Here is a 21,725-nt window from a genome sequence, read left to right as displayed (position 1 = left end):
CGGTTATACTGGAGCTACCTTACAAATCGGGATTGGTTTAAACTTCCCTACCCAAAACTTCTCCATCCTGATATTTAAGCAAAGCATGATTGCGAATTGTTCTGGGGAGCCCGATGCGGGAAATCCGCACGTCGGGTTCTGATTGGGGCTGATAGCACAAGGAAACGAGGCTATCTTCTACCAACCACACGGTAAACCAAAGCAAGCTGATTCAGATTTTGTCGGAGACAATAAAAGATGGCCGGGTCATATCGTTAATTCACAAATTCCTAAAAGCGGGAGTTATGAATGGCGGGATGTTTGAAGAAAGCCCAGAAGGTGTACCACAAGGGGGACCCCTGAGTCCATTGCTTGGCAACATTATGCTTAATGAATGCGACCACGAGCTGATAAAGCGAGGACACCACTTTGTACGTTCAGATGATATGATGATTTTCTGCAAAAGTAAGAAGGCGGCAAAACGAACACTTGATCACATTCTCCCTTATATCGAAGGAAATTTATTTTTGAAGGTAAATAGGGAGAAAACGAAGGTGGCGCATGTAAACTATGTCAAGTTTTTGGGATATAGCTTTTACATTTACAGGGGAGAAGGGCGCCTGAGAATCCACCCTAAAAGTATTCAGAAGCTTAAGGATAAAATCCGAGAGAATTACTGGGCGTAGCAATGGGATGGGAATCGAAGAGCGCAGAACTAAGCTCAATCAAGTGGTACGAGGCTGGACAAATTACTTTAAACCTGCAGATGCAAAGAATCTGCTCAAGGATCTGGATGAATGGATGAGAAGTCGCATACGAATGGTAACTTGGAAGCGATGGAAGAAAACCCGAACGAGGTTTGAAAACCTGAAGAAAGCGGGTATTAGCAAGGAACAAGCATGGATGTGGGCAAACACAAGAAAAGGCTATTGGCGTGTTGCCCATAGCCCTATTCTGACGAAAGCCCTATCCAATGAGCGTTTCGAACGAATCGGATACCTTAGTTTTAGTGAATGTTATTCTGCGAAATAGTGTGTAAACTTTGGAAGCGCCGTATACCGAACGGTACGTACGGTGCTGTGGGAGGTCGGCTGATCAAATAATGATCAGCTTCCTACCCGATTCTAATTGGAATTTATTATAGTTCCATGATAGCAGCTTCATCTCTGTCAAGTTTTTCCATGCATGTTTTTAAACGACTTCGCAAAGCGGAATCAATGACTGCGTCCCTCATTTGACGCATTAAGTCTATGGTTCTGCGAAAGACGCTAATGATATCTCCTTCATCAAGATTACATAAGGTTTGAACTTCGGAAAAGGTACTGCCTTGGCTCCAAGCATGGGTGATGACACCAACGCGAGGGTCAAATCTCACGGTATCCTGTCCGCAAATGCTCTGCAGATACTCAACAATTTCTTTAACCTGAGTCCAATCAAAAACATTGCCTCGCTGGAACATATCGTTTTTTCTAGCTTCAAAGTCAATACTTGATAGTAACGCATTAAACTGATCGTCATCAAGTTGTGAGAAAACATCAGAGTAAATCAATTCTGTGACTAATAGTTCCTGAACGTAGATTCGGCTAGCGCATGTTCCTCGAGGTAATAATTCGTCTTGCCGCAAATAACCTAATTGGCGAAGGTGATTTTTTTTGTATTCAAATTCAAGGAGAAAAGCATTTTCTTCCGGGAGTGAGGCTAAGGCATTTTGGAGTTCTTGCTGTTGTTGTTTCAGTGACAAGTAAGTTCTACTTTGAGTGTAGCAGTTCTCTTGATGCTGTGGAGCACAATCCTTAGGAGGTTCGGATAGCAGCTTTTCCCAAGTTCTGATTTTTCGAGCCATCTCTCGTCCATAGACACGGGATTGCTTACGGGGACCTAAAGAACGATATGCTTTTTTTAGCTTTTCAAGCTCTTTTCGTTTGGGGTAGTGTTTTAATGGGCAGCTGAAGGAGCCTACTTCATTGCACAAATGTTGATTTGCTCCTTTAAGTTTTTCTTGAATTTGTGCTAATTCTGAATGTAGTTGGCTGGAACTAAGCTGATAGGTGTAAGCTGAGAAACTTTTTTGAAAGTATGTTTCGATTTGAGCTTGAGACAAGGTTGCTGTTAAATTCAGGACAGTATTGTAAGTTAGTCTAAATTGGCTTATGAGAGGTTCAAGTTTATTGAGTTGGAATTTAGGCGGGGGGCTTTTTTCCATATACCCTAGATCGACGATGGCAAAGGAAAATCCTTTTTCATCTAAGCCACGCCTTCCTGCTCGTCCAGACATTTGGAAGAATTCATGATTGGCAAGTGGACGAAAATTCCGGCCGTCATATTTATTGAGAGAATCAAAACATACAGATTTAACAGGGTAATTAATGCCAACGCTGAAAGTTTCAGTGCAGTAAAGTACTTTTATCAGCCTTTCCAGGAAGAGTTCCTCCACGATGACTTTCTGAGAGGGAAGGAGACCGGCATGGTGATAGGCAATTCCTTTGGAACATAAACGTTTAAGCTGTCGTGTTGATGAAGACCAATCGGTCTCTTGACCAAAGAAATGTTTGAATTTATCCTCGACAATTTTTCGTTCGTTAGGTTTTAGGTAATTAGCCATTATAGCTAATTCCATAGCTTTTATAGCACATTGCTTTCTGCTGAAAACAAAAAAAAGCGCAGGAAGATGATCACGTTGAATCGTGCGAATGAGGTCTAAGTGCGAGGTAGTTCCAAAGGGAGCTTCATCATTAATGCGTTCTTTAAGTTTTCGGCGGTAATAACGCCAAAGTTGATCATAGCTTACAAGGCCAGTATCTTTAGTGTAATAAAAATACTCGAGAGGAACGACACGATTATGCTCTTCAATGAGAACAACCTCTTCATGACGGATGGATTCGATCCAATCCACTAGATGACGGGCATTGGCAATGGTAGCGCTCAAGCCTAGAATTTTCATTTTGGGTGGAGCGAGAATGATAGATTCTTCCCAAACTGTTCCGCGTTCTTCATCATTGAGCCAGTGAATTTCATCAAAGACGATGTAGGATACATACTCTAAATTGGGGTCTTCAGTAATTACTTGATTGCGAAAGACCTCAGTAGTCATGATGAGTAGTGGGGCGTTGGGGTTGAGAACCACATCTCCGGTCATAATGCCAACAGCGTCTTCTCCGAACATGCTTTTAAAGTCTCGGAATTTTTGATTGCTAAGGGCTTTTATGGGTGCTGTATAAATAACCTTAAGATGTTCTTTCATAGCTTTTTCTATGAGATAATCTGCAACAAGAGTTTTACCGGTCCCAGTAGGTGCTGCAACAATAACAGATTTACCGGCATCAATTGCGTCGAGTGCTTGCTCTTGAAAAAGATCAAGTGTCATTCCGTGATAAGTGCGCTTAGACATAGTTGTCAGCTCGTTTCTGATATGTTTTACTAATTTTAACAAAGCAATGAATAATGGTCAAATTTAGTCTGATATGGTCTGAATTATCTCCCGAATCCATAGGATGAAACAAGAGACAAGGCTAAGGGGGATCTGATATGTCTTCAATGAGATTAGATATTGAGAAGGCTATGGGGCTAAAGTTTCCAGAGAAAAATGGAGAGGTGATCGTGCGGTTTGAGGAATCCGTTGAAATTCCCCAACCAGCTGAAATGCTTATGCGTGGATTGTACCGAGATCCTGAGAGGGTTCGCCAAGGTTTCAAATTATTGCAGCAAGAGACAGGCTCAATCATAGAAATATTGATGCCCAGGCGTTCACGTTTACGAGAATGGGCAGAATCCCTTCCGGATCGACCTAAGGAAGCGGAATCATTCTTGAAGGAAACCGCTGAACAGTTTTTTGTTAGAGAACAGCACCTGGTTCAGGCTGAACGAGAGCTGGTAGGTCAATTACAGGAAAGTGGATTGGATGATATTTATCCCATCCCACTAGCGGCTTTTGGAGTATGTACTTATCGGGATCCATCAGTAAAACTATATCTTAAACCTTTAGGACGTTTTGCAGAAATCAATGAGATGAACCCGGAGAGCCTGAGAAAGGTTGTCCGTATTCATTTCTTGTTTATGCTTCTTCTCATCTCTGGAGCAGACTTAGATGGGCAAGTTTATGCGAGAGGTGAAGAGGACAAAGTAATTCATTGGCTAACCAGTACTTATACCTTAAGATATCTGAAGAATCAATCCGCTGAATTAATACATTGTTATCAAGAATGGGTTAATGCCTGGGGTGGTAAAATGCCAAGTCAAAGCATGCTTAATGATCGAGAGTGTGAAAAAACTCGTGCAGCAATGATATTTTGGCGCCGTCAGACCAATATTTCCTGGGATGAATGTTGGCGGATTGTCAGCCAATTTGAACGGGCAAACAGTACAAATTCCATGATTTTTTAATTATGGCCAATCCGCAAGTTCGTGGGGTTTAATAATTTCTAATCGGTTGTTAGTTTGATTTATAATACCGGATCGTTTCCATCCATTAATTGCTCGATTAACATATTCTCGAGAAGTACCAATCATGCTGGCCAAATCCTTATGGGTAAGAGAGGCGTCCAAAAAAATTGGCTGATCTGGAGTCGCTGCGGGATGAGCCAGGCGAAGAAAAAGGGCGGCCAAAATTCCTGCTTTAGAACGGTTTGTTAGGATTTGAGTGAATTCTTGGGCTAATCGCAATTGACGACTTAATGATCGAATAAGCGCTACAGAGAGAGCAGGATTCGACTGTAAAAGTTGGGGCATCAACTCATTGTTAAGGACCAACAAAGTACTATCTTGGAGAACTTCAGCAGTTGAAGAATATGAACCGTTTTCAAGCAGCAGAACTTCGGCCAGACAATCGTAAGGGCCACAAAGATCAAGAAGTTGTTTGGCACCTTTTAAGGTTGTTTTACTAAGTTTAACTTGACCTGTCAGGATGAAATACACCGATGAACCGACTTCTCCCTCGACAAACAACAGTTGCCCACGACGATAGCGACGTTCTATAAAATGAGGCAGCAGGGGGGCTACATCATCGGTTGTTAAGGACGAGAACAGTGCGAAGCGGAGAAGGTCTTCAGAGTTTAGCAAAGAATGCACCTCTTGTAAAATAATGATATTTTAGTATACTCTTCTTATCTCAAAATTCCAGGAAAACCCATACACTAGAAAGAAGAGTAAGGAGGAATAAGAACTATGTTAGATATTCAATGGACACCGATCAAAGTGCAACAAGTCATAACTGACAGGTTTAGAGCATTTTCATTGTTTATTGTCGCTATTTTAATTGTTATAATCGTTCTTAATGCAAAATAATCTGCGTCTTAGATTATATATTAGGCTTCACCTTAGGCATGTGAGGGAGTAGCACTAACTTGCTGGGCTGCGCGGACTACTTCTGCCATAATGCGTGCTTGATCCGGATTGGCGTGAGATTCCCAATGTGTCATTATTTCCCCTCGTAGGGAAACATAATAACGTGCCGGCAGACGATTTAAAGCTAGGGCCATAATATCAGCCTGGCAGCGTTCACAAAAGCAGCTGAGACTGTTGCTGCGAAGGTAAGTTTGAAGAGCTTGCTGAACAGCTAACTCAGTGTGGTTCTTTAGTTCATACATAATTTATGGTCAGCTCCCTTTTTCTTCGTTAACTCAATGATAATGGGTAATTATCGAAAGGACAAGTAGTTGTAATATTAACTATTCTATAATTTTGCCATTCACGAAGAAGAGCATCTCCTAATGAAGATGCTCTTCTTGTCGTTAAGATGATTACTTAAGAATTTTACTACTAACCTCTTGCCAGAAACGACTTGTTTCATACCCCAGGCGCCAAATGGCAATACCTCTAAGACGATAACTCTTTAAAAAGCCAAAGCGTATCTTACAAGAAATTTCGTTTTCATACCAAACTGTATGTTTTATTCGTCCCTTCCAATAGTAAAAATAGGGTTCGACGGCTTGATCTGACCAAAGGGGGCGAGCATTTGTTTGAGCGATTAATTCAGGGACATCCCGCATGGGGACGAGGCGGGTAGGTTCGCTTGACCAATCATATCCATAGGTTGGGATTCCCAATAGCAATTTCTCATTAGGAATATAGCGAATAGCATAATCAAGTGTTTGGGTCATCCAAGGCAAGCTTGCAATTGGACCTGGGGAACCTCCTGAGTAGTGTTCATCATAAGTCATCAAGGTTATGGAGTCACATAAGCTGCCAATTCTGCCAAAGTCATAACCAGGTGCTTCCCACTCGGAACGTTTGGCGGGTATTGCTATGGTTAACAGTAAACCTCGTCCATGTAATTCAGCTCGAAGGGATTCAAGAAAGGATAAATACGGGATTCTATAAGGGGATTCGACACCTTCAAAATCAACATGAACTCCTGCTGCAGAAGGGGGCAGCAGATTCATCATATGTCGAATACAATTTTTTTGGGAAGCATTCGATGATAACACTGAACGTAAGGGTTGAGGATCAAAGATTTTTCCGTTAAAATTGTGGAAAAGAATAAGGGGTGGGATGCCGCGTTCTATGGCTGTTTCAAGGGCAGTCTTATTAATTTCGCCAGTAAATTGGCCATCACTCTTGAGCTGGAAGGCAAAATCAGCGTACACATCAATACGTGAACTATGATATTTTAGTGTGTTGACCGCGCGCATGTCACCTGGGAAATCTTCAGAATAATAACCGAGTATCCATAATCGTTTGTTTAAGAGACGTTGTGCAGCGGGTGTCCAACTTGAATTCAAACAGACCTCCTCCTCGTATCGCAAATCCTTTTAGGATAAGATATGAGGAGAACTAAAATAAATTTTCCTTTTTATAGTGGTAAAATAAGTAAAATGGAGGAGAAGTCATGAAATGGGAATCGATCAAGGAAATGCTAAGAATTTTCAATTTATTAGATACTCTTGAACAACAAGGGTCTGAACGAGATTATCCGATTGGATGGGAAAAAGTTCATGCAACAAGCTGTGCCCAAATTGGACGTATGCTCGCTGAAAAAAAGGGAGTTGAGATAGAACAAGCGGCGTTGGCTTGTGCTTTGCATGACATCGGCCGCTGGTTTACAGGACGCCAACAAGGTCATGCTCCTAATGGAGAGGAGCATGCTAGGCAATTTTTAGCAGATATAACCATGGAAAAAGCAGTGAAAGAACAAATAGTTCAAGCAGTTATTAATCATTCCAAGAAGGATGAAATTGGTTCCCCTCTTGAGGAAATAGTCAAAGATGCCGATATATTGGACTGTTATTGGTATGGTGATGTTATTGAGAAGCCATTTCATAAAGCGAGGCTAATTAAACTGTTAGGAGATTTGGGAATTAAATCAGAGGAATGTTGAGAGCGCTGAAAAAGAATAATATTCGAAAAAGTATGTCTTCAAGGTTGTTTTGGGTTGCTAATTAGTACCCCCTTCTGCTATACTGACCTTGTACTTGTTATAACTAGGGGCCTTACTTAAATTGGAATCCACTATTCTTATCTTATTTGGTGCTAGGATGATAATTTGTAGGAGCCAATCTGGACAAGAACGCCAAATAAGGAGGAATTATAATGTCTCAAGACAAAATTTTAACTTGCCGTGATTGTGGTCAGGAATTTGTGTTTTCCGCTGGTGAGCAGGACTTCTATGCGGAAAAAGGTTTTGAAAATGAACCTTCCCGCTGCCCGGCTTGTCGTCACGCTCGCAAACAAACCAGCGGCCGCGGCGGAAATCGTCCTCAACGTGAAATGTATCCGGCAGTTTGTGCAAACTGTGGAGTAGAAACCCAGGTTCCTTTTCAGCCGTCTGGGGAAAAACCAGTATATTGTCGTGACTGCTTCCAATCAATGCGTCGCTACTAATATCAATAATTATGGACTAGGAGTAAACTCCTAGCCCTTTTTGTTATTCGTAAATCTCAAGATCATCGGGGCTTTTATCTTTGGCGAAAATCACATCATTTCGTACCTTTTTGGCAGGATCAGGTTTTTGAGAACTTTTGGGATTTGATACGGAAGGATGAATGTCTATTCTTTTAGGGGCTCGATTTTTGGGGTTGGTCATACTTAAGAACTCCTTTCAGTATTGTGAAAGTTACGGCAGAAATTTAACGTTTAGCATATTATTAAGTATGATTACCTGGACGATGAATTATGTATGAATATAAAAACAACAGGTATTAGTTCACAATGACTAAATACCTGTTGTTTTTTATTCTCCACATCTGTTAGCTTTAGTTTATGAGAAGCTGGAGCAGTTGTTTTTTTAGTTCTAAAGATTCCTTGGATAGTAGTAGTTCAGGATTTCGAGGATGAGGAAAAGAGACGGTGAATTCCTGGATAATTGTTGCTGGTCGCTTACTTAAAACAACTACCTTGTCAGAAAGGAGAATAGCCTCATCAATATCATGAGTTATGAAGAGAACGGTATACTGTGTTTGACTTAAGATACTTAGGAGCCAATGTTGCATTTCTTGACGGGTTAAGGCATCTAAAGCCCCAAAAGGCTCATCAAGGAGCAAGGTTTTTTTGCCAAAAAGAATTGTTCTCAGTAACGCTCCACGCTGCCGCATTCCTCCGGATAGCTGATGAGGATAATGGTTGGAGAAAGGGGTAAGACCGAATTGGTTTAACCATTTTGTAGCTTCTGCTCGAGCAGAGAGCTTATCCCTGTGTTGGATTTGACATCCTATTAGGAGATTATCGAATAAGGTACGCCATGGCAATAATAAATCTTTTTGTGGCATATATCCAATGTGACCCGGAAGGCCTTGGATTTTTTGCCCATCAAGTATGATATCACCGAAATCAGGGTTGTCAATCCCTGCAATAAGGTTGCAGATAGTACTTTTTCCACACCCGGAAGGACCAATCAATGAAACAAAGGTGCCGGAGTCAACCTCTAAATTGAGTGAATCTAGAATTTTCATTGGTTGGTTAAGCTGTGGGTTAAGATAGGATTTGGAAAGACTTTTAAGCGAGAGTCCCATTGCATTCTCCTTTAGGACTTGGGCAAGAAGTCATTAGTGAAAGCTTTTGCAGGATCAACCATTTTGGGCAGTAGGCTCCGATCAACAAGCCATTTTGCATAGCCTTCCCATACGGAAGTTTTCTGTAATCCCCATTTTTCTGCATCTGCTTGGTATTGAGGGCTGAGCCAAGCTTGACTTTTGCGTATCAACTCCGGATTGGCTTCAGGAGCGTTCTTAATTAGAATTTCAGCCGATTCGTTTGGATGTCCGATGGCATATTGATAACCTTCACTAACTGCTTTCATAAAATGACGAACAAGGTCTGGTTGGGACTGAAGCATTTTTTCGCTGGTAATGACTACTGGAGTATAGAAGTCTAAAGCAGGGTCAACGTCTTTTAACCAAAGTATGTCTAAAGGTTGGTTGCGTAATTCAGCTTCAATACCGGTCCATCCGTAAAAGATCCAAGTCAGGTCGATATCCTTAGTTAAAGAGGTAAGCTGATCTGCTTCACCAATATTAACCATATTGATCTTGGAAAAATCAGCATTTTCTTTTTGCATAAGTGCTTTTAAGACAGCATCTTCTGATGGAAGCCCCCAACCCCCGTAAGTTCTTCCTTCGAAATCTTTAGCTGTATGAATGTTTTTCGTTGAAAGTGAGGCAAATCCAGATGTGTTATGCTGGATTATGGCTGCCAACGATATGATGGGCACATCATTAGCTCGTGCGGTAGTGACCTGTTCTTGTTGGCTTATTCCAAAATCGGATTTGCCAACGGCAACAAGCTGCTCTACAGTTCCAGAACTGGAAGGCTGTACAAACTGGACATCCAGTCCTTCCTGAGCAAAATATCCATTATCTTTAGCAACAAAAAGACCTGTATGGTTGGTATTGGGAGTCCAATCCAACATAACGGTCACTGGGGTAAGCGGATTAGATGAGGAAGGGGAAGAGGAAGAGGGCGCTGTGCTGCAGCCTGAAAGTAAGAACAGTATAACCAGGATATAGAGAAACTTCTTCATATTTATTCTCCTTTTAATATAATTTGATTAATGTTTAGTCTGTTTGGATGAAGCCCAAGGCACCATGATTCGGGCAAGAAATGAAATTAGTGCGAAATAAAAGAAACTTAAAAAAGTGATGGTTACAATGGCAGCGAAGACTCGATCTGTTAAAAAAGAATGAGATGAACGCGTTAAATATACTCCCAGACCTGAGCTGGCACCAAGCCATTCTCCAATGACAGCTCCCATTACACTATAAGTAGCAGCTATTTTAAGTCCTGAAAAGAAAGAAGGAAGGGCATGAGGCCAGCGGACCATGTGAAACATCTGCCAGGGTGTGGCTCCCATGCTTCTCAGTAGATTAAGAAGATCTGGGTCCGTTAATTCAAGGCCTTCAATAAGATTAATGGTTATAGGAAAAAAACAAACAATAATGATAATCATAATTTTTGGGAGCAAACCATACCCCAGCCAAAGGATTAATAGAGGAGCTATGGCAATGAGCGGTACTGTCTGAGATATTATCAAATAGGGATAAAGAAGTTGTTTTATCCATGGACAGAGCACCATTATTGCCGCAGTTAAAAGGCTGAAAACTACTGCGAGAAAGAAACCGGCGGTAGTTTCGGTCAAGGTTGTAAGGGTATGAAGCCAGATAAGATGACGAGTCTCTAGAAGGGCTGTACCGATTTGAAAAGGCGTTGGAAGAATCCAGATAGGTATGTGAGCGGCCATTGCAACAATTTGCCAACTCGTAAGCAGAAAGAGGAAAAAAAATATTGAGGGGAACCTTTCTTTCCATTTACTCCAGTTCATGGTTTATTGCGATACTTGTCGATTTTCTCATGGATAGTAGACCCTGTCGGCACGTAATCCATCTTGATGTATGCCATCACTCTTGATGCTCCAGCACGCAGACAAGCTTCCTGGGCTTCTTTGATAATCTCCCAGAGTTGATCTGGTTCACCTTCCATAGTTGTTTCCATGGGACCAACTTCATAAGGAACTCCACTGGCAGCGATGACCTTAATTGCCTCGTCTACTACCTCATAGATGCGGGATTCTTCAACTTTCGGTATGACTTGTAATGCCATGATTATATTTGCCACTAACGATTCCTCCTTTATTCAATTTTTGTAGGGTGCATAGAAAACGGCTATCCCCAAGCATTCCAGTGCGGGGAATAGCCGTTGTTCAGCAGTAAGTCACTGCAAAGCTATTTCTGATTAGCATAAAAAAAACACCGCAAATAATGCGGCGTTTTTTTTTATCTATCCTCCCTACGCTGGCATTACCCAGATCAGGTTAAGGGTCGGACTTATTGTCCCTCTCAGCCAGTTACTCTAGCTCCCCTATTCCATATTATACTAATTAATTATAGCATATTATCAAGGGAGAGTGCAAGACCTTTGGCTGCTTACGATTTTTGTTGACAGGGTAGAGAATGAAGAGTATTCTATAGACGAATGAGATGTATTCTCAGTTATATTTTGGAATGAATCTGAGAATGGTTATCATTTTGATAGAGGAGGGATGACCAATGGAACGCTTATTACAAGATCTTAAACCTGGAGAACGGGCGAAGGTTGAATATATTGAAGGCGGAGGAGCTTTGCGTCGCAGAATGATGGATATGGGTATAGTCCCAGGAGTTGAGTTAGAAGTTGTTCGTTGTGCTCCATTTGGTGGTCCGCTTCAGATCCGATTGAAGGGATACTACTTGGCTATGCGTCGAGGAGAATGTTCTAAAATTATCGTTAATGTGATCAATCAAGAACCCATTGAACATTTGTTAGCGAGTCGATAGATTATCGCTTACTCAAATTAATAAATGAATAGAGTTGCCGCTATGACATAAGGATGAGCTGCGACGGGAGGAGGCGGTAATGTCATGAAAATTGCTTTGATGGGCAATCCTAATGTAGGCAAGAGCACGGTATTTAATGTTCTGACGGGCTCAAATCAACAGGTGGGCAACTGGGCAGGGAAAACTGTTGAACGGAAGTCTGGAGTCATCCAAAGAGCTGATGAAGAAATTGAACTAGTCGATCTGCCTGGAACTTACAGTTTGACAGCTTATTCTCAGGAGGAAATTGTAACCCGCGAGTATATTCTCAGGGAAAAACCCGATGTTGTAATGGCAATGGTGGACGCTTCAAATATTGAAAGAAATCTTTATTTGGTTTTACAGATTCTGGAACTAATCCCTAGGGTAGTTATTGGTTTAAATATGATGGATTTAGCTAAATCTTCTGGGATATCCATCCAATCCCAAAAATTGGCTTTAGCATTAAATGTACCTGTTGTTGAAATAATTGCCGCAAAGGGAAAAGGTATCGAGGAGTTTTTAGCTGAAGCAATAAGGGTAGGAAAGTTTAAAAGCAATCCTTTGATAGATGATGTGCCCTATCCCCAGGATCTTGAAAACAAAATTAAGGCAATGGAAGAATTATTAGCGGAAACTGTTTGGGCTACACAGTATCCGTTACGTTGGTTGGCAATAAAGCGTTTAGAACAAGATCCTGAAATAGGACAAATCTGGAAGAGAGTTCCCAAGTCAACTCAAAAAAACAGAAGCTTGGATCCATGCTGTGATATAGGTGATCCAGTGAAATATGAGCTTGAGGAATCGGTTTTTTTGCCTGGAGAAACGCTGCTCCAAACTTATGAAGCTGAAGGGTGGAGCAAGGATCATTTTGAAATGGCTGTTGCTGATGCAAAGTATCGATACATTTCAAAAATACTGCCGGAATTTTTGAAACATGAAGATTCTATTAAAACAACCTGGACAGATCGGCTGGATCAGTGGATACTTTCTCCTATTTGGGGTTATCCTATTATGTTCATCGTCTTGTCTCTGGTGTTTTGGTTTTCCTTTGTTGCCAGTGCACCCTTAGGAGGGGCTGTATCTGAAGGGATGGCTTTGGCAGCTGATTACCTTGTTAGACTAATGCAGTGGTTTCAAATACCTGATGTTTTACAAAGTCTGGTGAGAGATGGAATCTTTGCTGGAGTAGGTGCCGTTTTAGCATTTGTTCCGCAAATTGCCATATTCTTTGCGTTTTTTTCATTAATGCAAGACAGTGGCTATTTAGCTCGTGCAGCCTTTTTAGGAGATCGTTTTATGCAGCTTATGGGTCTTCATGGCAAGTCTTTTTTCTCATTAGTATCAGGATATGGCTGTAATGTTCCTGGAATTATGGCAACACGAACCCTTGAGGACCCTAAAGATCGTTTGATTACGATGCTGATCAATCCTCTGATACCCTGTGTTCCGCGTTTAGGGGTTATGAGTGCAGTTGTTGCGGCATTTTTTCCCGGTACTCAAGGTGCTGTCGTTATGGTTAGCCTTTTATTTATAAGTTTAGTCCTTGTGATGTTTTCTGCACTCTTTTTAAGACGAGTTGTCAACCAAAAAGAACGTTCAGCTTTCGTTATGGAACTTCCACTTTACCATATTCCAACCATGCGAAACATTCTATTGCCAACTTGGCAAAAAACCTATTCCTTCTTAAAAAGGGCATGGACATTTATATTGGTTGCTTCGATCATAGTATGGGCACTAAGCAGTTACCCTCAAGGGGTACCCATGAGTGCCACTTGGGCCGGGAAAATGGGGAGTTGGCTCGCTTTTATTGGCCAACCATTAGGCTTTGATTGGCGGATTATGGTAGCCATTGTTTTTGGATTTACTGCGAAAGAAACAACCCTGTCTACATTAGGGATATTGTATGGAGTGGCAGCCGATGCTTCCCAATCTATAGCCCAGGCAATGACAGGTGCCATGACTCCTTTGGGAGCTTATACTTTTTTAGTTGTATACATGCTTTATATTCCATGTCTCGCATCCGTTGTAACAACCTATAAAGAATCCAGAAGTATCGGCTGGACAAGTTTCGGAATTGCTTACAATCTGTTGCTTAGTTTTGGTTTAGGATGGCTTATTTTCCATTGTGGGCTAGCATTAGGTATCAAATAATTCTACCCTTTGGGAGGAACGGAATGCTTAGGGATATACTGGAAATCTTATCGCGCAAAGAAACGTTATCAATGACACAACTTGCTGCAGAGGTTGGTTATTCGGTCAGAGAATTGGAAGGTGCTTTAAAACAAATGGAACATATGGGGTATGTTCGTCGAGAGCTTCTAGGACCTACTTGCAGTTCCGCTTGTGGACATGACCAAGATAGTCATTGTGAAGGATGTGGGTTTCTTACTCCCGAAACGTTAACTTGCTGGGTACTAACAGGAAGAGGTCAAATAATGTTAGATCAAAGCTCAACAAAATGATGATAGATGGGTTAGTTTATGATATGATTGTAAAGTGCAATCAAGAAAAGTAATCTATGAAAGTGTTGAGAAGGGAGCTCGTGATCAAATGAGTAAGCCCCGTGAGGAAAAATATCACGCTATTTTAGATGCAGCCACGGAGGCTTTTGCAGAATATGGCTATTATACTTGCCAAGTTTCCAAGATCGCAAAATTAGCTGGAGTGGCTGATGGTACAATTTATTTATATTTTAAAAACAAAGAAGATATTTTAGTCAGCTTGTTTTCTGATCGGATGGGACGTTTTATTCAAGAGATTCGTCGATCCATTGTTCAATGCCAGACAACTCAAGAGCGAATATTTTGTATAATTCGGACTCATTTCAAGCAAATGCAGGAAAATCGTTCTTTAGCTGTCGTTACTCAGATTGAGCTCAGACAGTCTGATCCGAAAATTCGAGAAGCAATATCAGGGCCACTGCGGGAGTATTTTCATTTGATTGAGCAGGTACTTGCTGAAGGTGTTGAAAAACAGGAAATTGTTTTGCCAGACGTTAAGATTGGCCGTCAGATGTTCTTTGGAACACTCGATGCAGTAATTAGTGATTGGGTAAGTTCTAAAAAGCCTCGGGCTTTAGAAGGCACGGAAGATCTTGTATTTAACCTGATGCGTGGAGCTTTTAAGATTAGTGAAGCCTAAAACTTATCAAGTATATTATAATATCTAGAGCCTTCTACCTCATTTCTACATGAGTAGAAGGCTCCTTTTCTAAATTGTGAAAATCACTGTTATTATTGAACTGCCATTCGCTCAGATTTAGCCGTTGGTCGGCTTTTCATGAGTAAAGCAATAGCTCCAGCCACGAGTGGGAGAAAGAATAATACGGAAATAGCTGTTGATAAACCATAGAGGTCTCCTATTTGACCAATGATTATGACCATTAGTCCGCCGATTCCTCCAGCAAACCCCATGGTTAATCCAGCGGCTAATGATTTATTATTAGGAATAGCTTCTTGTGCTGCAACAACTGTCACAGAAAAGCTGGATAACAGAGAAGCACCAGCAAGAGCTAGAAATACACTGCTTAAAGTGCCTTGGGTGTTTAGAAAACCATAGAATAGAGGGGTAGCCAGGCTTAGTGAACTGACAATTAATAATTTGCGCCCATAGCGATCTGAAAGATATCCACCTAGGATTCCGCCAATTGCTCCAGAGAACAGCATTATAAAGACTAAATGACTAGAAGCAATGGAAGAAAGTTTTTGAGCTTGAAAATACAAAGGGAGGATGGTTAACAATCCGGTATAGGCTAAGGCACGAATGGCAATAACACTCGTTATTGTCAGCAGTTCGGCACGAGCATTTTGCAAAGATTGTATTACTTCTTTTAAAGAAGGGGTTCTTCCTCCAAGCACATTATTTTTAGGGGCAAAGAAATAGAGTAGTAAGGCGACTAGTATTCCCGGGATAACTGTATAAACGGAAGCACTGAGACCGTAAGTCTGAAATAAGGGGACAAGGAGAAGCGGGCTGAGAGCAAACCCAATGTTACCAAAGGCAATAAAAGTTGATAGAAGAACAGCCTTTCGGTCTCCGCTAACAACCGTAATCATTGTCGAGGCCTGGGGATGGAAGGCAGCCGTTCCGAGGCCTGCAAGGCCAGCAAGCAGAACAAGAAGGAGATAATTCGTGACAAGACCTGTTAAACTGAGCATAATAGCCATCCATATTGTGCCGACATGGACAAGCCAACGTTTTCCCTGCCGATCAAGAAAGTAACCGAAGAGTGGTTGGATGAACGAAGAACTAATGGTAAAGGCGGACACTAGAATAGCTGCTCGAGTTGCGCTTAATCCTGTTGCAGCAACAAGAAAAGGAAGCATTTGAGGCAGATAGTTACTATACATATCATTAAGCATGTGAGCCAGTGACAATACACCGATTGTTGAATATTCAATAGGCTGTTTAAAATTCATCTGGGTGCTCCTTTCGAAAAATACTGTGCTTGCTAAGTCCGGTGTAATGCTCAAGAAAAAAGTCGAAATTAGCTTTACGTTTAGCAATGTCTATAGCATAATCATGGAGTGCCGATTGTCCCTGGGGTGTGATTTCATACCATTTACGAGGAGGACCAGTTTCGGGGGTCTTCCAACTGGATTTTAGCCAACCTTTCTCCTCCATTTCTTGAAGGGCACGGTAAACGCTAGGACTGTCGGTTAAACAATAGGGTAAATCGGACTGTAAGCTGGAGAGAATCTGAGCCCCATAGGAGGATGATGATTCCTGTAAAAATAAAAGAATAAAAGCATTTGTATGCCGGCTCTTTTTTGATCGATTCAAATTTCTGCCCCCTTTACACTAATGCACCAAGTATACTGCAATAAGCACTATACTGTTTATTGCAGTATACTTGGTGCATTGACATATGTCAATTAATCAATTAAAAATTAATTTTGAATGAAGTTGCCATCATAAAGGCTGGTCTCTAGACAAAAAGTTAATGTAAGGGTAGTATTTAAGAAAATGTCAATACTATTGCAATAAAAATAAAACCAATAGGTAGGGAGATTGCCATGGATTTTGCAGGGAAAGATAAAGCTACTTATGTAAAAGAGACTTTTAACGCTATTGCAGGGCGTTATGATTTGATGAACAGTTTAATGAGTTTGGGAATGGATAAACGATGGCGTCGTCTGGCAGTTCAAAAGGTAGGAGCTAAGCCCAGCATGCACATCTTGGATGTTTGTTGTGGAACAGGTCAACTATCCATGGAATTAGGGCAGGCAGTAGGAAATCATGGCAGTGTGACAGGCTTGGATTTTTCCGCTAAAATGCTTGAAGTAGCTCAAAAATCGTTACTTCAAGCATCCAACCTTGGTAATATACAATTTATTCAGGGTAATGCAATGGAACTCCCTTTTGAGGATCAATCATTTGACGGAGTAACAGTAGGCTGGGGATTACGAAATTTGCCTGACTTACATCAGGGGTTACGAGAAATGGTTCGTACAGTTAAACCCGGAGGCAAGGTGGTATCATTGGATATGGCTAAACCATCACTTCCAGGCTTTAAACAGGCCTATTGGTTGTACTTTGAAAAGCTCATCCCTTTAATGGGCAAGATTTGGGCGAATAAGGCCAGTGCATACCAATATCTCCATGACTCTGCCCGAGAGTTTCCGGCCCAAGAGGAGCTGGCCCGCATCTTTGCTGAGTGCGGCCTTGAAAATACGAGTTATCATAATTTGGCTGGTGGTGTTGTTGCCATCGTGTCAGGAACAAGGCCAAAGGAATAATGAGTAGAACAATATTCATTAGGAAAATAAACTTTGTGCATGATTCATTATAAAGTTGCTCATACTATCCTTGGCATTTGTAAATAAGGCAAAGGAAGGGATAAGTATGAAAGTTCGTGACGTTATGACTAATCGAGTGGATTGGGTCGCTCCAAATGCTTCGGTGGTTGAAATTGCTAAATTAATGAAATCCAATGATGTTGGTTCAATTCCGGTTTGTGAGGATATGAAGGTAGAAGGGATTATTACCGACAGAGATATTGTTCTTAAAGTAGTTGCTGCTGGAAAAACTATTGAGAGCTGTATTGCTAAAGATATTATGAATTCGAATCTTGTCACTGTTACCCCTGACCAGGATGTTCACGAGGCAGCAGATTTAATGTCACAATATCAAATTAGGAGATTACCAGTAGTGGACCAAGGTAAAATGATTGGAATTGTAGCTTTAGGAGATCTAGCTGTTGAAAGAATTCATGTTAATGAAGCAGGCGATGCCCTAAGTGATATTTCCCAAGGTGCACATCATTAAGATTTTTTGAAAAAGGTGATAATCATGAGTGATTTGCGAGAGCGTATGGATTTAGGGACTTGGGGAGCGTTTCGCACCGGTTGGTGGATTCTGCACATCGTAGGAATTATTGTGGTTGGATATATCGGTTATTGGATCGCCAGGATGTAAAGAGGTCAGTTGGCAATAGCGTTGTGAAAAATTCACAACGCTATTGCCTGTTTTATGTTAGACTAATAATAACGACTTAATACATAAGATAGGAAGTGTTTGCTTTGAATTTAATCGTAGGAATGAAAGGTGAGGCTAAAACAACAGTGACTCTGTCTAATACAGCAAAAGCCATGGGAAGCGGACAATTGGAGGTTTTCGCTACTCCTGCCATGGTAGCCCTTATGGAAGAGGCTGCTGTAAATTCTCTTCAATTGCCGGAAGGACAATCAAGTGTGGGGACTTCTTTGAGTATTAAACATAACGCTGCGACTCCTATAGGAGCATTGGTCAAGGCAACGGCGGAGCTTATGGAAATAGATCGCCGAAGATTAGTCTTTAACGTAGAAGCCTTTGATGAAGCCGGACAAATTGGCGTAGGAAAGCATGAACGTTTTATCATAGATGTAGATCCGTTCCTAGCAAAAACTCAAACTCGCAAACAGGGGATGTAAAGTGGAAAGCTTTAGTACTATCTCTAAGATTATCACAGAAGAACAAGTTATTGATAAATCCCGTTTTATAGGGATTGCTGTTCCTGTGACCAGCTTAGAACAGGTAGAGTTGGCCATGCAAAAAACACGTGAAGATTATCCGAATGCGCGTCACTATGTCTATGCCTATCGGTTGTATGATGGCTTGATTGAAAAATCTTCGGATGATGGTGAACCTCAAGGAACAGGTGGTCGTCCAATCATGGATGTTTTACAACATCGGACGATCTGGAATGTAATGATTGTGGTCGTGAGGTATTTTGGAGGAATATTATTGGGCACGGGAGGGTTGTCAAGAGCCTATGGCAGCACCGCCCGCCTTGTTGTTAATGATTCGGACTTGACTACAATGCAAATGTATGAAACGTATACTCTGCAAGTACCCTATGAATGGTATGCAACTCTCAAATATCAGTTGGAACAGCATTACTGGAAAATTCAAAAGGAAGAATTTTTTGAAGTAATTAAGCTTCTTGTTCTTATCCCTGAATCCGAAGGAGAATTGTTTAAGCATTGGGTCGATGACTTTACCAGACGACAAGTTTCCTATAAAGCAGAGGGTTACGTGTGGCGATAATATTGTCCATTTTATTGAAGATTATATAAAATTCAGAAGAATAGAACTTTAAGAAAGTGATTACAATCACTTTCTTTTTTCATATATATATAGTAATATAATAGTAAAGATTAAAAGAATTAATAGTTGTACTCGATATAGTGAAAAGTCGAACGATCAGATACAAGCAAAATCTTTGCAAAATGATAAATAAAGGAGGAGATAAGTATGTTAGCATTTATCCCTATCATGATTATCGGCGGATTTCTAGGAGGTTGTGCGGTCGTAATTACTGCATCATGTGTTCAACTTATTAAATTAGCGGCTAAACTGCCTAAAAATGGCACACCAGTGCCGAGAGCTATTGAAGCTTAAAATGGTTTTAATATTAAATAATCGGACCTTAAATATTAAGGGGGCTATATGCATTCGAATGTAAACGTTTGAACGCAATAGCCCTTTAGTATTATTTAATCCCATTCATTTATTAATAGTAGACACTTTGATTTCTGCCCGTCGTCTTAGCTTTATATAAAGCATGGTCGGCTCTTAAAATTACAGAAGTTGGAGAATCCGTTGAACGCCAAAGAGTGACTCCAATACTCACTGTAACAGAAACATCAACACCAGTTGCGGTATTATAGACTTTAGTTCTTTCGACGACTTCCCTTATTTTTTCGCTGATAAACAAGATGATTTTTTCTGTAGCTTCTGGAATTAAGATCACAAACTCTTCCCCGCCGTAACGGGCAATAAGATCTTCTTCTCTTAGATTATTTCTCAGCTCTCTAACAATTGTTTGCAGCACTGTATCCCCGAATTGATGTCCGTAGCGGTCATTAAACAGTTTGAAATTATCCACATCGACCATAAGTAAACCAAATGTCACCGATCGTTTATGACGCTGACAAAGTGAAATAGATTCCCTTAAACGTTTTTGAAAGTACCGATGATTGTAGACACCCGTTAATCCATCCGTTATTGATTCACGTTCAACGATTGCATAAAGAAGAGCGTTTTCTAAGGCTGAAGTTGCATGACCTGCAACGGTTTCTAAAAACTGCATTTGCTCAGGAGTAATTTCTGCTTGTCGAATAGCATGGATATTGATAGTACCGGTTTTATGCTGGGCATTTTGAAGAGGTAAACAGCAAATCCATTCCCAATCTTGTGTTTTGTTTCCAGGTGGACAATAATAAGTTTCTCCTTTAGCTAATACTTCTGATAGAAAGGAAAAATCAAGATTTGGGGGAATTTGAGGTGAGATTGTTCTAGAGTCAAAGACTCCAATCACTTCAAACTCCTGAGTTTTTTCTTTATAAAGACAAACGCTTGCTTGGTCGATACTAATAAGGGAAGCAATAGCGCTAATGATATTGGCAGCAATCACTCTGGGATCAAGTGAAGCATTAAGTGCACGTGCAATGTCTAATAGGACGTTGGTTTGTAAACGTATTTCTTCAAGTTGGCTTTCTAAAATGTGTATTCTGTGAAGTAAGGTTGAAGTATCTTCTGGGTCAGTTTTCAGATCATATGACATAGATATGCCCCCTATAACCCTAAATCAATAAAACGAAAAGGACAGAACTATTTACTATATTCTCTTTCAATTGAAATAATCCTTTGACAATAATGGATTTTCGAAAAGAAATATTTGTTAAGATCAAACTAAAAAGAATGTAATTCAGAAGAGCAAGAAGAAGGAGAAACAGGACTTCTGTCGAATTTTTAATAATGACAGGTCATTGTAAGGGGGGACCGGTACTCTGATATATGAAATAACAGTTGTGTTGGGAAGTATCCCATTTGTTGTTTTTTTGACTTGGCAGGCAGGATCTTTTGGAATGTCCCGGATGCGAGTATGCGCAATTTCGGTTATTTTGTGTTGTGTAGTCTTGGTGTTTCCATGGGCTCTTCGATCAGATTGGATAATATGGTGGATTTTGTCAGTCGTTATTTTGGTTATTGTCGGTCCCTTATGGTCAAAAATAATAAAAATATATCAGGATTGGAGAAATAATGGTGAGTTAGAAGTTGCGATTATAGATGATAGCCTAGCTATTAAGGAATTTATTCCTGGAGAAGAAAAAGTAGTTTTTGAGAATTTTGATGTTAAGGAAAAAATTGAAGAAAATTTGGTTGTCAAGGAAGACTCTGTCATGGAAGTTGAAGCAATTCCAACTGTTGATAAACTTATAGATTTGGGATTCCAAGAAAAGCAATCTGGGAACTTTCGACTCGCTGCAGACTATTTTTCTCGTGCTTTGGATCTCAATCCTGAGCCTGATCTGGCCTTTTACTTAATCATGGATTGCTATTCGATACTTAATGATCTTGGAGAATGTGAATTAAGATTAACAAAACTAAGAACTCATATTCATACATTTTATTATCAATTTAATTCTGAACTTCGATTTCACTTTGATGTTTGGATGAACAAAGAAGACCTCAATAAATATTTTAATGAGTAGGAGGCATAGC

The 21,725-nt window shown here is 40.6% G+C and carries 27 protein-coding genes, 1 pseudogene and 1 riboswitch; of the genes and pseudogenes, 15 read left to right on the top strand and 13 right to left on the bottom strand.

The genetic code is table 11. The annotated features are described in order from the left end of the window. Positions 1-37: 37 nt before the first annotated feature. Positions 38-184, bottom strand: a complete 147-nt coding sequence (locus DESOR_RS29595; protein WP_162470582.1) for a hypothetical protein — start codon at positions 182-184, stop codon at positions 38-40. Between the two features lie 4 nt (positions 185-188). On the opposite strand from DESOR_RS29595, the pseudogene DESOR_RS28180 reads away from it, so the two are divergent. Continuing rightward, positions 189-1,011 (top strand): annotated as a pseudogene (locus DESOR_RS28180) (group II intron maturase-specific domain-containing protein); the annotation flags it as partial. Between the two features lie 106 nt (positions 1,012-1,117). Here DESOR_RS28180 and DESOR_RS16640 read toward each other — a convergent pair. Continuing rightward, positions 1,118-3,367: a DEAD/DEAH box helicase gene (locus DESOR_RS16640; RefSeq protein WP_014185753.1), complete on the bottom strand. Its 2,250-nt coding sequence runs from the start codon at positions 3,365-3,367 to the stop codon at positions 1,118-1,120. A gap of 137 nt (positions 3,368-3,504) precedes the next feature. On the opposite strand from DESOR_RS16640, the gene DESOR_RS16635 reads away from it, so the two are divergent. Continuing rightward, positions 3,505-4,359 (top strand): hypothetical protein, encoded by an 855-nt coding sequence (locus DESOR_RS16635; RefSeq protein ID WP_014185752.1) that lies wholly within the window; start codon positions 3,505-3,507, stop codon positions 4,357-4,359. Here DESOR_RS16635 and DESOR_RS16630 read toward each other — a convergent pair whose 3' ends face one another. From DESOR_RS16630 to DESOR_RS16620, 3 genes are all read right to left on the bottom strand, one after another. Next, on the bottom strand, positions 4,360-5,034 hold the full coding sequence (locus tag DESOR_RS16630; protein WP_014185751.1) for a Crp/Fnr family transcriptional regulator: 675 nt from the start codon (positions 5,032-5,034) through the stop codon (positions 4,360-4,362). 257 nt (positions 5,035-5,291) lie between these two features. Beyond that, entirely contained in the window at positions 5,292-5,561 is a 270-nt protein-coding gene (locus DESOR_RS16625) for a late competence development ComFB family protein (RefSeq protein WP_014185749.1), read from the bottom strand. A gap of 153 nt (positions 5,562-5,714) precedes the next feature. Next, positions 5,715-6,695 (bottom strand): glycosyl hydrolase family 18 protein, encoded by a 981-nt coding sequence (locus DESOR_RS16620; RefSeq protein ID WP_148265281.1) that lies wholly within the window; start codon positions 6,693-6,695, stop codon positions 5,715-5,717. A gap of 107 nt (positions 6,696-6,802) precedes the next feature. Here DESOR_RS16620 and DESOR_RS16615 point away from each other — a divergent pair, with 107 nt between their 5' ends. Both DESOR_RS16615 and DESOR_RS16610 read left to right on the top strand, forming a co-directional pair. Then, entirely contained in the window at positions 6,803-7,291 is a 489-nt protein-coding gene (locus tag DESOR_RS16615; RefSeq protein ID WP_014185747.1) for an HD domain-containing protein, read from the top strand. A gap of 212 nt (positions 7,292-7,503) precedes the next feature. Beyond that, positions 7,504-7,794, top strand: coding sequence for a zinc-ribbon domain containing protein (locus DESOR_RS16610; protein ID WP_014185746.1), 291 nt, complete (start codon positions 7,504-7,506; stop codon positions 7,792-7,794). Positions 7,795-7,837: 43 nt separating this feature from the next. On the opposite strand, the gene DESOR_RS29415 is transcribed toward DESOR_RS16610, so the two are convergent. The 5 genes from DESOR_RS29415 to DESOR_RS16590 all read right to left on the bottom strand — a co-directional run bounded on the left by DESOR_RS29415 (position 7,838) and on the right by DESOR_RS16590 (position 11,019). Next, positions 7,838-7,996 carry a hypothetical protein gene (locus DESOR_RS29415; RefSeq protein ID WP_014185745.1) on the bottom strand — a complete coding sequence of 53 codons (159 nt, stop codon included), beginning with the start codon at positions 7,994-7,996 and terminating at the stop codon, positions 7,838-7,840. 169 nt (positions 7,997-8,165) lie between these two features. Then, positions 8,166-8,921 (bottom strand): ABC transporter ATP-binding protein, encoded by a 756-nt coding sequence (locus DESOR_RS16605; protein WP_014185744.1) that lies wholly within the window; start codon positions 8,919-8,921, stop codon positions 8,166-8,168. Between the two features lie 11 nt (positions 8,922-8,932). Beyond that, positions 8,933-9,928, bottom strand: coding sequence for an ABC transporter substrate-binding protein (locus DESOR_RS16600; RefSeq protein ID WP_014185743.1), 996 nt, complete (start codon positions 9,926-9,928; stop codon positions 8,933-8,935). A gap of 27 nt (positions 9,929-9,955) precedes the next feature. Next, entirely contained in the window at positions 9,956-10,726 is a 771-nt protein-coding gene (locus tag DESOR_RS16595) for an ABC transporter permease (protein ID WP_014185742.1), read from the bottom strand. Then, entirely contained in the window at positions 10,723-11,019 is a 297-nt protein-coding gene (locus DESOR_RS16590) for a thiamine-binding protein (protein ID WP_014185741.1), read from the bottom strand. Before DESOR_RS16590 ends, DESOR_RS16595 begins: the two co-directional genes overlap by 4 nt. Positions 11,020-11,170: 151 nt before the next feature. Next, positions 11,171-11,274, bottom strand: a riboswitch (TPP riboswitch). A 176-nt stretch (positions 11,275-11,450) separates the two neighbouring features. Here DESOR_RS16590 and DESOR_RS16585 point away from each other — a divergent pair. The 4 genes from DESOR_RS16585 (at position 11,451) to fadR (ending at position 14,879) form a co-directional block, all read left to right on the top strand. Beyond that, positions 11,451-11,717: a FeoA family protein gene (locus DESOR_RS16585; protein ID WP_014185740.1), complete on the top strand. Its 267-nt coding sequence runs from the start codon at positions 11,451-11,453 to the stop codon at positions 11,715-11,717. Positions 11,718-11,801: 84 nt separating this feature from the next. After that, complete coding sequence (gene feoB / locus DESOR_RS16580) at positions 11,802-13,889, top strand: ferrous iron transport protein B (protein ID WP_014185739.1); 2,088 nt, start codon at positions 11,802-11,804, stop codon at positions 13,887-13,889. 23 nt (positions 13,890-13,912) lie between these two features. Beyond that, positions 13,913-14,200: a winged helix-turn-helix domain-containing protein gene (locus DESOR_RS16575; protein ID WP_014185738.1), complete on the top strand. Its 288-nt coding sequence runs from the start codon at positions 13,913-13,915 to the stop codon at positions 14,198-14,200. A gap of 88 nt (positions 14,201-14,288) precedes the next feature. Continuing rightward, positions 14,289-14,879, top strand: a complete 591-nt coding sequence (gene fadR, locus DESOR_RS16570) for a fatty acid metabolism transcriptional regulator FadR (protein ID WP_014185737.1) — start codon at positions 14,289-14,291, stop codon at positions 14,877-14,879. A gap of 92 nt (positions 14,880-14,971) precedes the next feature. On the opposite strand, the gene DESOR_RS16565 is transcribed toward fadR, so the two are convergent. Together DESOR_RS16565 and DESOR_RS16560 are read right to left on the bottom strand one after the other, a co-directional pair. Further along, positions 14,972-16,156 carry an MFS transporter gene (locus tag DESOR_RS16565; protein WP_014185736.1) on the bottom strand — a complete coding sequence of 395 codons (1,185 nt, stop codon included), beginning with the start codon at positions 16,154-16,156 and terminating at the stop codon, positions 14,972-14,974. Further along, positions 16,146-16,520, bottom strand: a complete 375-nt coding sequence (locus DESOR_RS16560) for a PadR family transcriptional regulator (RefSeq protein WP_014185735.1) — start codon at positions 16,518-16,520, stop codon at positions 16,146-16,148. Before DESOR_RS16560 ends, DESOR_RS16565 begins: the two co-directional genes overlap by 11 nt. A 233-nt stretch (positions 16,521-16,753) precedes the next feature. On the opposite strand from DESOR_RS16560, the gene DESOR_RS16555 reads away from it, so the two are divergent. The 6 genes from DESOR_RS16555 (at position 16,754) to DESOR_RS29755 (ending at position 19,619) form a co-directional block, all read left to right on the top strand. Then, entirely contained in the window at positions 16,754-17,476 is a 723-nt protein-coding gene (locus tag DESOR_RS16555) for a demethylmenaquinone methyltransferase (protein WP_014185734.1), read from the top strand. Positions 17,477-17,582: 106 nt separating this feature from the next. Beyond that, positions 17,583-18,005, top strand: coding sequence for a CBS domain-containing protein (locus tag DESOR_RS16550; RefSeq protein WP_014185733.1), 423 nt, complete (start codon positions 17,583-17,585; stop codon positions 18,003-18,005). A 24-nt stretch (positions 18,006-18,029) separates the two neighbouring features. Then, complete coding sequence (locus tag DESOR_RS30680) at positions 18,030-18,155, top strand: hypothetical protein (protein ID WP_014185732.1); 126 nt, start codon at positions 18,030-18,032, stop codon at positions 18,153-18,155. A gap of 104 nt (positions 18,156-18,259) precedes the next feature. Next, complete coding sequence (locus DESOR_RS16545; protein ID WP_014185731.1) at positions 18,260-18,649, top strand: thioesterase family protein; 390 nt, start codon at positions 18,260-18,262, stop codon at positions 18,647-18,649. A gap of 1 nt (position 18,650) precedes the next feature. Further along, positions 18,651-19,265 (top strand): IMPACT family protein, encoded by a 615-nt coding sequence (locus DESOR_RS16540; protein ID WP_014185730.1) that lies wholly within the window; start codon positions 18,651-18,653, stop codon positions 19,263-19,265. Positions 19,266-19,472: 207 nt separating this feature from the next. Continuing rightward, complete coding sequence (locus DESOR_RS29755) at positions 19,473-19,619, top strand: hypothetical protein (RefSeq protein ID WP_014185729.1); 147 nt, start codon at positions 19,473-19,475, stop codon at positions 19,617-19,619. Positions 19,620-19,731: 112 nt separating this feature from the next. Here the strand turns inward: DESOR_RS29755 and DESOR_RS16535 are convergent, their stop codons facing one another. Continuing rightward, a complete protein-coding gene (locus DESOR_RS16535) occupies positions 19,732-20,784 on the bottom strand; it encodes a sensor domain-containing diguanylate cyclase (protein WP_014185728.1) in 1,053 nt (350 codons plus the stop codon). A gap of 403 nt (positions 20,785-21,187) precedes the next feature. Here DESOR_RS16535 and DESOR_RS16530 point away from each other — a divergent pair, with 403 nt between their 5' ends. Beyond that, complete coding sequence (locus tag DESOR_RS16530; protein WP_148265280.1) at positions 21,188-21,715, top strand: hypothetical protein; 528 nt, start codon at positions 21,188-21,190, stop codon at positions 21,713-21,715. The last annotated feature ends 10 nt before the right edge of the window (positions 21,716-21,725 follow it).

It is taken from the genome of Desulfosporosinus orientis DSM 765, from assembly GCF_000235605.1.
GTDB lineage: Bacteria > Bacillota > Desulfitobacteriia > Desulfitobacteriales > Desulfitobacteriaceae > Desulfosporosinus > Desulfosporosinus orientis.
The sequence above is the reverse complement of the archived record's forward strand: the minus strand, read 5'-3'. Positions and strand labels throughout refer to the sequence as shown.